The organism is Cutibacterium porci (assembly GCF_009696315.1).
Lineage (GTDB): Bacteria > Actinomycetota > Actinomycetes > Propionibacteriales > Propionibacteriaceae > Cutibacterium > Cutibacterium porci.
The window spans coordinates 307792-318129 of sequence record NZ_VUMG01000001.1 but is presented as its reverse complement, the minus strand read 5'-3'; the positions used below and the strand labels follow the sequence as shown (position 1 = coordinate 318129).

Here is a 10338-nt window from a genome sequence, read left to right as displayed (position 1 = left end):
TCAATCACTTTGCATCATTTTCTCACTCGCCGGACGCTACAGTGATCTCACGAGCCGACTCCTCCCAGTCAGCTCAGCCATATTCGAATCAAGCATTGGCAAGGTTGTTTCCTGGAGATCACCGATAGTTAACCTCAGTTGCACACAGTCGTGACACCCTGAACCTCTGGCGGGTCAACGAGCCCCAAACTCCCCTTAGAAGGCGCTCATACCATCGAGGGACGGTTCGAAGCCCACCTCCAAAATGAACATTACTGAGCGATTTTGTCAGTGGCGATTCCCGTTCAACCCAAGGAGAGACCTCATGAATCTGTCGCGTCGTCATCTGCTCACTGGCAGCCTTACTGGACTGGGCATGTTAGGAATGTCGGCATTAACCGGATGCTCCACCTCCACCGAGCCCACATCCGACAAGGGTGCCGGTGACGCTAAGAAGCTCGTCCTATGGATCTGGCCGGAAGGATTCGACAAGCAGACGCTGGCTGCCGTCTCCAAAGCGCACTCGTCTTACAGTGTGCGTCAAGACATCATCGGCGGCGACTTCAAACAAAAGCTCACGACAACCTTCACCGCCGGTTCCGGACTGCCTGACCTGACCGGCGTCAAGGGTGAGGACATCGCCTTCTTCCGTGACCACGCCCAATACTTTGTCGACCTCAACACTCTGGGCGCCAAAGACATCAAGTCCAGCTTCCTGGACTGGAAGTGGGCCCAAGCCTCGACTAACGACGGCAAACAGCTCGGCATTCCCTCCGACATTGGCCCGACGGCCCTGTTCTACCGAGCCGACATCTTTGAGCAGGCCAAACTGCCCGCCGAACCTGACAAGGTCGCCGCCCAGATCACCACCTGGGACGCCTTCATCGAATTTGGCACCAAACTCCTAGCCGCCAAAGATAAGACCTATCTAGTGCGTAACTCGGCAGGCCTGTTTGGCACAGTCTGGCCACAATCGGGCCACGGATTCATTGACGAGAAGAAAACCTTCATCGGCGACCAAGACCACATTCGCAAAGCCTGGGATACCGCTGTCAAGGCGTTCAAGGCCGGCATCGTCGCCGCGATCAAATCCAACACCTCCGATGCGGCCGCCGCCGTCAATGAGGGACGCCTTCCCGCTGATTTCGGTGCCTCCTGGCACTTAGCCGACCTCATGGTTGACGCTCCTCAAACGAAAGGCACGTGGCGCGTCTGTGCCCACCCTGGGCCAGCCATCAACCAGGGCGGATCCTTCCTATCTATCCCTGCGGGCGCACCCGATCCGAAAGCTTCTTTCGCGGCGATCCGCGAACTGCTCAGCGTGGAGTCTCAAGTGCGTGAGTACGTCCACAACGGCAACTTTCCCGTCTCTCCTAAAGCCTACGATGATCCGAAAGTATCCGGGCCAGTGGAGTTTCTCGGCGGCCAGCATGCCGCGAAGGTCTTCGGAAAAGCTGCTGAGTCGGTGCGTCCGATCTACGAAGATTCACGCTCCGATGCTGTGTCCGCCCCGTTCACGGCCCAGTTGGAGCAGGTCGAGTCCTCAGGCAAGAACCCGGAGGCCGCTTGGAAGGACGCCGTCGCTGAGGCCAAAAGGATCGCCAGACAATTGCATCTCACCGTCAAGTGATACAGCTTTCCGAATGAATTCTGTGCCGAGATGAATTCTGCGAACACCATCATTGACGCCGCGCCCACGGATGAGTTGCGTCGCTCTTCTGTGGGCCGGCGAATGCGCAAAGCCCTGCCGATATATGCCGCTTTGAGTCCGTATTTTTTCTTTTTTCTCATCTTTGCGGCTGTACCGATGATCTTCACCTTGCTACTCGCGTTCACCGACTGGTCGGGGTTGGGCGAGGCTCACGTCGTCGGTCTGGAGAATTTCAGGTATTTGATCAGCGACCACCTGTTTTACAAATCGCTGGGCAACACGCTCATTCTGTGGGCCATGGGCACGATACCGACGCTCATCATCGCCACGATCGTCGCCCTCATGCTGAATAAGACGATGCGGTTCTCCACGACATACCGGGTCATCTACCTCGTTCCAAACATTACGTCGATGGTGGCTATGGGCATTCTGTTCAGTTCAATCTTCTCTAGCCAGTTTGGGCTTGCGAACGCTATCCGCAACCTGCTTGGCCAGTCGAACATCGCCTGGTTACAAAGCGAGTGGGGTATCAAGATCGCGATCTCATCGCTGACGGTATGGTCATTCGTCGGGTATAACGCTCTGCTCATCCTCGCCGGGCTGCAAGCTATCGACAAGACTCAGTACGAAGCAGCCGCCATCGACGGGGCAAACGGGTGGCGCACGTTCTTTCACGTCACTCTGCCCCAGCTTCGAGCCATCGTCTTGTTCATCACCCTCATGTCGACGATCGGTTCACTGCAGAGCTTCACCGAGGCCCAGGTACTCACCAGCTCAGAATCCACCGGGGCAGCCTCTGCGGGCGGGGTGAACAACTCCGGTCTAACGATGGTGCTCTATTTCTACTCGGTGGCCTTCCAAGAGAACCGATACGGCTATGGCGCGACAATCGCCTGGGGAGTGTTCGTCGTCGTGCTGTTCTTTTCGATCATTAACTGGCTCGTTACCCGCGATCGCAAGGGGACACGATGAGACGGCGTCTGCATGTTGGAACGTTCTTCCGGCACGTCTTCCTCGTCTTGGGCGGGCTCGTCTCCCTGTTCCCGTTCTACTGGATGTTCGTACTGGCCAGCCGACCTTCCTCCGTAATCTACAAGTATCCGCCAGTACTCACACCTGGCGACCGTCTGGGCCAAAACGTCCACACCATCACCGATAAGGTCAATATCTGGGCGGCCATGGCTAATACGGCCCTAGTGGCGATAACGGTCTCGGTGCTCGTGCTATTGATCTCCTCGCTGGCAGCCTTCGCCTTCGCCAAGTTCGAGTTTCCTGGCAGGAAAGTGCTCTTCGCTGTCGTCTTGGCGACCTTCCTGCTACCCACCCAGTTAGCGACGATCCCCCAGTTCGTTCTCATGAGCAAGATTGGATGGGTGGGCGATCTCAAGGCCGTCATCGTTCCCTCACTAGCCAGTTCATTCGGGGTGTTTTGGCTGCGCCAGTACGCCACCAATGCCATCCCGAAGGAACTCATGGAGGCAGCTACCCTCGACGGCTGCGGATTCTGGCGGCAGTACGCGCACGTATGCGTGCCCATCATCCGTCCTGCCTTGGCATTCCTTGGGATATTCACCTTTATCGGCTCATGGAACGATTTCATGTGGCCCCTTATCGTCCTCAATGATCCCAGCAAACTGACTCTGCAAGTGGCATTGAGCCAGCTCAAGACGGCACACGGCACCGACTACGGAATGCTTATGGCTTCCTCGCTCATTGCCGTCGTCCCGCTGCTGCTGGTGTTTGCCATTGGCGCCAAGCAACTCATCGCCGGTATCTCGGAGGGAGCGGTCAAGAGCTAAGTTGCATCCACAGCCCAACCACGCCAGCAGTTGACCATCGATCGTTGCTGACGCCGAGCGTCGCTGCACGACAGCAAGAATGACGGCCTCATGTGACCTGTTCATGAAATACCATCTGCAGCGTGTTAACTCGTAGCAGCTTGAGGTCAATAGATCTCATAGTCCTGACCGATGCTGTGGCGCTCGGATTGATTGGAGTGTGCGCGTGGGTGATCCTCAAGGACTCCTCGGTGCCACTGGCTAAGTCATTAGGTATCCCTGTTGCATCGTGGCTTGTGGCAGTGATTCTTGGCCTGATTTTGCGTCCGTTTCCCAACAAACGAACCGGCAAGGTTGACGCCCGCGAGATGAAGTCTGCCGTCACCAGCAGGACGTTCGTAGCGTTCAGTGCGATGACCTGGCCTGCGCTCATCCTGTACGTTCTCGCATTCGTGCTACCTCTGCCACGGGCATCCGCTTTCCTCGGCATGATTGCCCACGGCGTGACGCTGTTGTTCCTTCTTCGCCCAACCGATCAACGTCTGGAGCGATTCGCTGAAACCTGGTGTGGCGACGATTACGACCCAGCGAATCCAGAGATTGACTCATTCCTGCACGGCACGAGGTCGGTACACTCCAACTGATCAGCAACTGGAGGTGCCATGCCCGACCCGATTCGCGTCATCCTTGTTGACGACCAGTCCCTAGTCCGTTCGGGGTTTCGTATGCTCATCGAGTCCGAGGATGACATGGAGGTCGTCGCGGAAGCGTCAAACGGCGTCGAGGCCCTTGACGTGCTGCGTCGAATGCCTGTCGACGTCGCCTTGATGGACATCCGGATGCCGCAGATGGACGGCGTCGAGGCTACTCGACGTATCACAGCGTCCCCGCTCGACACTAAGGTGTTGATTCTTACCACCTTTGACCTCGACGAGTATGTGTACGCCGCCCTCAAGGCCGGTGCCTCAGGATTTCTCCTCAAAGATGCTCGCCCAGCTGAACTGTTGAGTGCCATCCGCAGCGTGGCTGACGGTGACGCGGTCGTCGCCCCGTCAGCGACTCGCCGCTTACTCGACCACGTCGTTCCCACTCTGCCCAACGACCCCAAGGCAGCAGACAAGAGGCTGTCGGTCTTAACGGATCGGGAAAGGGAAGTTCTGGTCGAGATTGCTAAAGGTGCGACGAACGCAGAAATAGCGCAGACCCTCTACATGGCCGAGGGCACTGTAAAAACGCACATCGGTCGACTACTATCGAAATTAGAGTGCCGAGACCGAGTTGGCCTCGTACTATTTGCCCATGAGGTTGGCTTGATTTGAGATACTTAGATCGTGCTCAATATTGGGCATTATCATTATCTATCGTGATTTTTCGCGTCACCTAAGGCGTGAGGGTATCGGCTCTTCGTCGAAACCCCTTCGGGAACCATGAAAGGCATCATGAGCGACCACGACCGACCCTACGACAAACCTCAGCATGTTCCGAGCCACGCGGCGCCGAGTGAGCAGGAGCCTTTTGAGCCGCCGCGACGTGGCACTTCATCGAGCTGGATGCGTGACTCGTCGCCCGCCGATGATCAGCAATTAGGTCAGCCATGGGGACGGCCCCAGGCCCCAAGCCCACAGCCCTCCCATAGTACTGGCCCGGCCCAACCGACCGGAGTCACACCTGTCCAAGGGCAACCCGACCAGTCCGCGAGTGCCGGAGCCGCCGCCTCGACTCGACCTGGCGGCCTCGCTCCCGGTCTCCTCAGCACTCCCGTAGAGACCGACGCCGCAGCCGGCATGCAGCTCACCAAAATCTTTGGGGAAGGGGAAACCCGCGTCACGGCCTTGGACTCCATCGACGTTCGATTTACTCGCGGCACCTTCACCGCGATTATGGGTCCGTCGGGGTCTGGTAAGTCGACCCTCATGCACTGCCTGGCTGGTCTGGACCGCATAACCTCGGGGCGGGTATTCCTGGCCGGCAGGGAGGTTTCGAATCTTCCTGACGCCCAGCTGACTACCCTGCGCCGCGACAACGTCGGATTCATTTTCCAGTCGTTCAATCTGCTGCCGATGCTCACTGCCGAGGAGAACATCCTTTTGCCTCTGGATTTGGCCGGACGCAAGCCTGACAAGGAGCTGTGGAATCAGTTGATTACCGGCTTGGGTATCGGGGACCGCCTCAAGCACCACCCCTCTGAGCTGTCGGGTGGCCAGCAGCAGCGTGTCGCTTGCGCTCGGGCCATGATCACTAAGCCTCACGTCGTCTTTGCTGACGAGCCGACCGGCGCACTGGACTCAAAGTCAGGCGCAAATCTGCTGGGTTATTTGCGCCACTGCGTCGACGATCTGGGACAGACGATCATCATGGTCACTCACGACGCGAAAGCCGCCTCCTATGCCGACCGCGCCCTCATGCTGCTGGATGGTCGCATTGTCGACGACATCGACTCCCCCACCGCAGAATCGGTGAATGAGGCGATGGCCAGGTTGGAGGACTGATGTTCACTGAGGCTCTCAGAGAGTTGCGCCACCATCCAGGCAGGATGGTGGCAACCCTTATTGCGATTGCAGTGTCGGTCGGATTCCTTGTCGGCATCTCGATGTTCGTACGTACACAAGGTGTGGCGCTCGGCAAAGAGCAGGCCATTGCCACCTCGAAGGCCGACGTTGTTGTGGATACCGGATCAGCCAGCGTCGATCCCGATGACGTCACCCAGACGATCAAGAAAACTGATGGGGTCGAGGCCGTTGATCCTGTGCTGTCGACCTCCATGCCGGTTTCCCACGATCACAATTCAGCGATGATCGACCTCCACCAGGTTCCGGCAGAGCCTTTCCGCTGGTCGACAGTCAAGGACGGAGCCTGGCCGTCGAAGGCCGACGAGGTTGCGTTGTCTCAGGACGCAGCTGAGCGACTCCACGCCACCATCGGCGATACCGTCGAATTCAGCGGCAAGAACCTCAAGGTCGTAGGCATCACCGACGACCCCACAGCTTTGCAAACCGCTCCGGCTTACGTTGGCCAGCTTCCCACCCAAACCCCCACCACCTGGGTCGTGAAGGCCACGGCGGGCACCAAACCGGAACAGCTCGTTACCAACCTCGAAAAGTCGATGCCCCAGGTCAAGGACGCGCCGCAGTTCAATAAGGGCAACGGCGACGCCACAATCTCGACGGCTAGCTCGTTCCAGAAGAACACCATCAATCGTCTCACCACGGACTTCGACGTCACCAAGTACATGCTCATGATCTTTGGTGCCGTCGCCCTGCTGGTGGGAGCGATCATCATCACAACGACGTTCCTCATCTTGTTGGCGCAACGACGCCGTCAAATCGGCCTCATGAGGGCCATCGGAGCATCGAGCGGCCAGGTACGACGACGCGTTCTCGCTGAAGCGATCGTGCTCGGCGTCATCGGATCGACGCTGGGGGTTATCCTCGGCATCCTGCTCACCGTCGCAGGAGCGGCATACACCGGAGCCTTAGCCTTCGGGTTGGCATGGCCATGGCGTGACATCATCGTCGAGTTCCTCATCGGCGTCATCATCACTGTGCTGGCGTCCTTCCTGCCAGCACTGCGGGCAACTCGAGTGGCCCCCTTGGAAGCACTGCGCCCGGTACCGACAGTAGAACAGAAGCGCCGCATCGGTACCGCCAGGATCGTCGTGTGTTCCCTGCTTGCGGTCGCCGGAATCGCGCTATCTGTGCAGGCCATTACCGGGACCGGCACGTCGATCATCGTGATGGCGGTTCTGTCAGCAATCTGTCTGTCGTTGACGCTGCTCATCGCAACCCCGCTCTACGTGCCATGGGTGATCCGTGGCATAGGTTTCCTGTTGCGGCCTCTTGGACCGACCGCTCGGTTGTCAACCTCGAATGCCAACCGCAACCCGACTCGTACTTCTCTCACTGCGGTTGCCCTCATGTTGGCTATCGGCTTGTCCGTGACCTTGCAGGTAGGCATCTCGACGACGCGTACGACGGTCATGGATCAGATCAACGAGCACTTCCCCATTGACCTCACCTTCACGAACGCCGCCATTATCGACCCGAATACCGGCGATGTGGCCGCGAGCACGCTCGACCCGTCAGCTATCAAGACTGTGCGTGATCTGTCGAACGTCAAGGACTCCGTCGTCCTCAAGGGTGGCTTCGTGAGCAGTGATGAGTTCTCTTCAGCCCATGTGCTCTCCGGAAATCCTGATGAAATCGCCAAAGTAGCACCCTCGATCGCCAAGGAAATGAAGCCAGGGGTTGCCCTTGTGCCCTCCTCCTTAAACCCCATGCCGAAGACCATGACCTTCACCTCTTCCAAGGGCAAAGTGACTCTCACTGTCAAGGAGGCTCACGGGCTCGATGGAATCGACGTCGTGGTCAGTCAGGAGGACCTGAGCAGGATCGTCCCTTCCGTGAGTGACCAATCTATCTGGGTCCACCTGGATGACCGCAGCAATCTCGCCCCGGCTCTGACGGTCATGATGTCTATTCCAAACCTCGATTCGCAACATTTGTCCATCGGTGGAGGCGCTCTCATCGGCGGCATCGTCGAGTTGATTCTCAAGGCCCTGCTGGTGGTCATGACGGCGCTGCTGGGTGTGGCGGTGCTTATCGCCCTCATCGGGGTGGCCAATACGTTGAGTCTGTCAGTGTTGGAGCGGCGTCGAGAGTCTGCGCTACTGCGAGCGATGGGCATGCAGCGACGCGGGCTGAGGTTAATGCTGCTGTACGAGTCGATTCAAGTCGGAATGGTCGGTGTCATCGTCGGGATGGTTGCTGGGTTCTACTTCGCCTGGCTGGGCATCCGGTCGGTGTTCCGGGTCGCCTCAGAAACCGTCCCCGTACACTTCTCGATTGATTGGCCGTGGACCCTCGGTCTCATCGCGATCTGCCTGGTGGCCGCATGCTTGGCCTCGGTGTTGCCGGGCAGGCGGGCTGCTAAGGCAGTTCCGACGGAGGCACTCGCAGACGAGTGAGAGAATGCAGCTAGCTGTAAACCGGTCGTGTCCTACAGGACACGACCGGTTTTTAGTCAGGCCAGACAACACCACACATGGCAAGGACAACACCGACGCCGCATACGGCAACACGTAGACCACCGTGGGCAACACCGCAGGCAACATTGCTTCGATGGGCTTAGAGCATCGCTTACCCGAAAGATGCTGCCAATGACCTCCACCACACCTCACCATCTCCAGCTCTTATGGCAAGAGTTGTGCGCCCATCCACGTGCCGCATGGCACGCCGAGGCGATCTGCCACGGATGCCTCCCAGAGGACCTTCCGGCACGGCTGCGACGCGACGATGCCGCAGCACTTCAGGCACTCATCGCGGCTCGCGGTGGTCCGACGTCTGAATTCGCCGGAATGGCGCTACTTCAGGCAATTTTTCCCAGCCTGGTGATGATCTGCTGCCGTGACAATCAGGCCTGTTTGGACGACTACATTGGCGAGGCGTGGCTGGTCATCGTCACCTTTCCGTTGACCCGTACCACGAAGGTATGCACGAATGTGGCCCTGGACTGTCTGCATGCCATCTCGTCTCGACGCCAACGCAGCAGCCCGGAGATACTCACGGAATCTATCGACATCAGCGCGCCGGAAGCTCACGAACCGGGACGGCTAGCATCGGACCTCGTTAGTGCCGCAGAAGGGCTCGGAATCATTACCGCGGCAAGCGCCCCCGTATTACGCAGTGTCTGGGTAGACGCATTGGATTGCGCCACCGCCGCGCAGCGCCATCACACTAGTCCTACTGCGGTGCGAGCTCGATGCTCTCGGGCGAGTCGGGCAATGCGGCAGCGTCGCGACGAGTTACTCGCCGCGTCGTGACTGGGCCTGTACTGCGTGCGACGTATGCTGTTCGCTGTGGCGAAGTTCAAGCGTGTCATGGCTCTGCTCGGGGTGATCTATCTGGCAACCGTGGGGTGCCTGTACCTCGCGCTGGCTGACCGCAGCGACACATTCATCCGAGACGGCCACGTCATCCAAGGAACTGTTGAGGCTGTCTATTACCACCACCCGGTGAGCACCGGTGCTACCAGATACCTTACGCACGCCGAGGGCGGCAACGTTGCACTCATTTCGTACAGCTATAACGGAGTGTCAGCAAAAACCACATCGAACCCCTACCGGGACGCGAAGAAGTATCACGTGGGCCAGAAGGTCGATCTGGTTATCCAGGCCGCACCGAATCAGCCACATGGCACCATCGTTACGGTGCGTGACCACACCATCCTGGGCATGCATGTGATTCCCTGGGGATTCCTCGCCAGCGCTGTCGTGATGGCGGCATGGTTCGGGCGAGATTACCTCACCTCTCGACGACGTCGACGGGCGGTCTCACACCGACGGACCCCATCGGTTGTCGAGGGATGACCACACGTGAGAGGCCGTCGCAGGGAAGGCAGCCTCTCGTCCACCACGACAGCTCAATCGGCCAATAACCAGTCCAAGAATTCTTTGAGATCGCCGGTCTCTCCGTCACGCCCGCCACGACCGATGTGCATCGGAGGCGGGGAGGGCTGCAACGTGACCCCACGCATGCGTTCCATAAATCCACCCGGAACGATGAGCTGGTAATATTCGCCGTTCTCCCCGATGGCGAGGGAATGTTTGGCGTTGAGATACCAGCCCCGTCTGTCTGTGCGCGCCTCATGGCCGTCCATAAGCTGGGCGCGCAACGGCCCGGGCGTCATGCCCTTGGCCCGGGCGGCGACAAGGAAGTCGTCAATGAGCCGCTGAGCCTGGGCGGCCTCTCTCCGCCGGGCCCCTTCCTCAAGCTCGATGCGGAGTCGAGCATCCTCGGCGCGTTTATTGGTCACGGGTCGAGGGTACGGCATGGCCATCACCCATGGGGTAGATCGTCGATGCGAACGTTGCACGCTGGGAGACCCGCACACCTCTCCCATTGTCTATTTTCTCACTTTTATTCAAACGTTTGA

At 58.7% G+C, this 10338-nt stretch carries 10 protein-coding genes; 9 read left to right on the top strand and 1 reads right to left on the bottom strand.

Going from position 1 to position 10338, the window contains the following annotated elements; translation table 11 throughout:
* Positions 1-304 precede the first annotated feature (304 nt).
* The 9 genes from FYJ43_RS01370 (at position 305) to FYJ43_RS01325 (ending at position 9772) form a co-directional block, all read left to right on the top strand.
* On the top strand, positions 305-1609 hold the full coding sequence (locus FYJ43_RS01370; protein ID WP_154561291.1) for an ABC transporter substrate-binding protein: 1305 nt from the start codon (positions 305-307) through the stop codon (positions 1607-1609).
* A gap of 102 nt (positions 1610-1711) precedes the next feature.
* A complete protein-coding gene (locus FYJ43_RS01365) occupies positions 1712-2602 on the top strand; it encodes a carbohydrate ABC transporter permease (protein WP_154562092.1) in 891 nt (296 codons plus the stop codon).
* Positions 2599-3429 carry a carbohydrate ABC transporter permease gene (locus FYJ43_RS01360; RefSeq protein WP_154561289.1) on the top strand — a complete coding sequence of 277 codons (831 nt, stop codon included), beginning with the start codon at positions 2599-2601 and terminating at the stop codon, positions 3427-3429. Before FYJ43_RS01365 ends, FYJ43_RS01360 begins: the two co-directional genes overlap by 4 nt.
* 113 nt (positions 3430-3542) lie before the next feature.
* A complete protein-coding gene (locus FYJ43_RS01355; protein ID WP_326833301.1) occupies positions 3543-4052 on the top strand; it encodes a hypothetical protein in 510 nt (169 codons plus the stop codon).
* A gap of 18 nt (positions 4053-4070) precedes the next feature.
* Positions 4071-4727 (top strand): response regulator, encoded by a 657-nt coding sequence (locus tag FYJ43_RS01350; protein ID WP_154561285.1) that lies wholly within the window; start codon positions 4071-4073, stop codon positions 4725-4727.
* Between the two features lie 231 nt (positions 4728-4958).
* Positions 4959-5897 (top strand): ABC transporter ATP-binding protein, encoded by a 939-nt coding sequence (locus FYJ43_RS01340; protein ID WP_407643719.1) that lies wholly within the window; start codon positions 4959-4961, stop codon positions 5895-5897.
* Positions 5897-8371, top strand: a complete 2475-nt coding sequence (locus tag FYJ43_RS01335) for an ABC transporter permease (RefSeq protein ID WP_154561283.1) — start codon at positions 5897-5899, stop codon at positions 8369-8371. The genes FYJ43_RS01340 and FYJ43_RS01335 overlap by 1 nt, the downstream gene beginning before the upstream one ends.
* Before the next feature lie 186 nt (positions 8372-8557).
* On the top strand, positions 8558-9226 hold the full coding sequence (locus FYJ43_RS01330; protein ID WP_154562088.1) for an RNA polymerase sigma factor: 669 nt from the start codon (positions 8558-8560) through the stop codon (positions 9224-9226).
* A 24-nt stretch (positions 9227-9250) separates the two neighbouring features.
* Positions 9251-9772 carry a hypothetical protein gene (locus FYJ43_RS01325; protein ID WP_154562086.1) on the top strand — a complete coding sequence of 174 codons (522 nt, stop codon included), beginning with the start codon at positions 9251-9253 and terminating at the stop codon, positions 9770-9772.
* 53 nt (positions 9773-9825) lie between these two features.
* On the opposite strand, the gene FYJ43_RS01320 is transcribed toward FYJ43_RS01325, so the two are convergent.
* Complete coding sequence (locus tag FYJ43_RS01320; protein WP_154561281.1) at positions 9826-10236, bottom strand: hypothetical protein; 411 nt, start codon at positions 10234-10236, stop codon at positions 9826-9828.
* Between the last annotated feature and the right edge of the window lie 102 nt (positions 10237-10338).

What these genes read in the sequence shown, in the direction of transcription:
- FYJ43_RS01370 (WP_154561291.1), top strand. Translation starts at nt 305, where the DNA reads ATGAATCTGTCGCGTCGTCATCTGCTCACTGGCAGCCTTACTGGACTG.
- FYJ43_RS01365 (WP_154562092.1), top strand. Translation starts at nt 1,712, where the DNA reads ATGCGCAAAGCCCTGCCGATATATGCCGCTTTGAGTCCGTATTTTTTC.
- FYJ43_RS01360 (WP_154561289.1), top strand. Translation starts at nt 2,599, where the DNA reads ATGAGACGGCGTCTGCATGTTGGAACGTTCTTCCGGCACGTCTTCCTC.
- FYJ43_RS01350 (WP_154561285.1), top strand. Translation starts at nt 4,071, where the DNA reads ATGCCCGACCCGATTCGCGTCATCCTTGTTGACGACCAGTCCCTAGTC.
- FYJ43_RS01340 (WP_407643719.1), top strand. Translation starts at nt 4,959, where the DNA reads ATGCGTGACTCGTCGCCCGCCGATGATCAGCAATTAGGTCAGCCATGG.
- FYJ43_RS01335 (WP_154561283.1), top strand. Translation starts at nt 5,897, where the DNA reads ATGTTCACTGAGGCTCTCAGAGAGTTGCGCCACCATCCAGGCAGGATG.
- FYJ43_RS01325 (WP_154562086.1), top strand. Translation starts at nt 9,251, where the DNA reads ATGCTGTTCGCTGTGGCGAAGTTCAAGCGTGTCATGGCTCTGCTCGGG.
- FYJ43_RS01320 (WP_154561281.1), bottom strand. Translation starts at nt 10,236, where the DNA reads ATGCCGTACCCTCGACCCGTGACCAATAAACGCGCCGAGGATGCTCGA.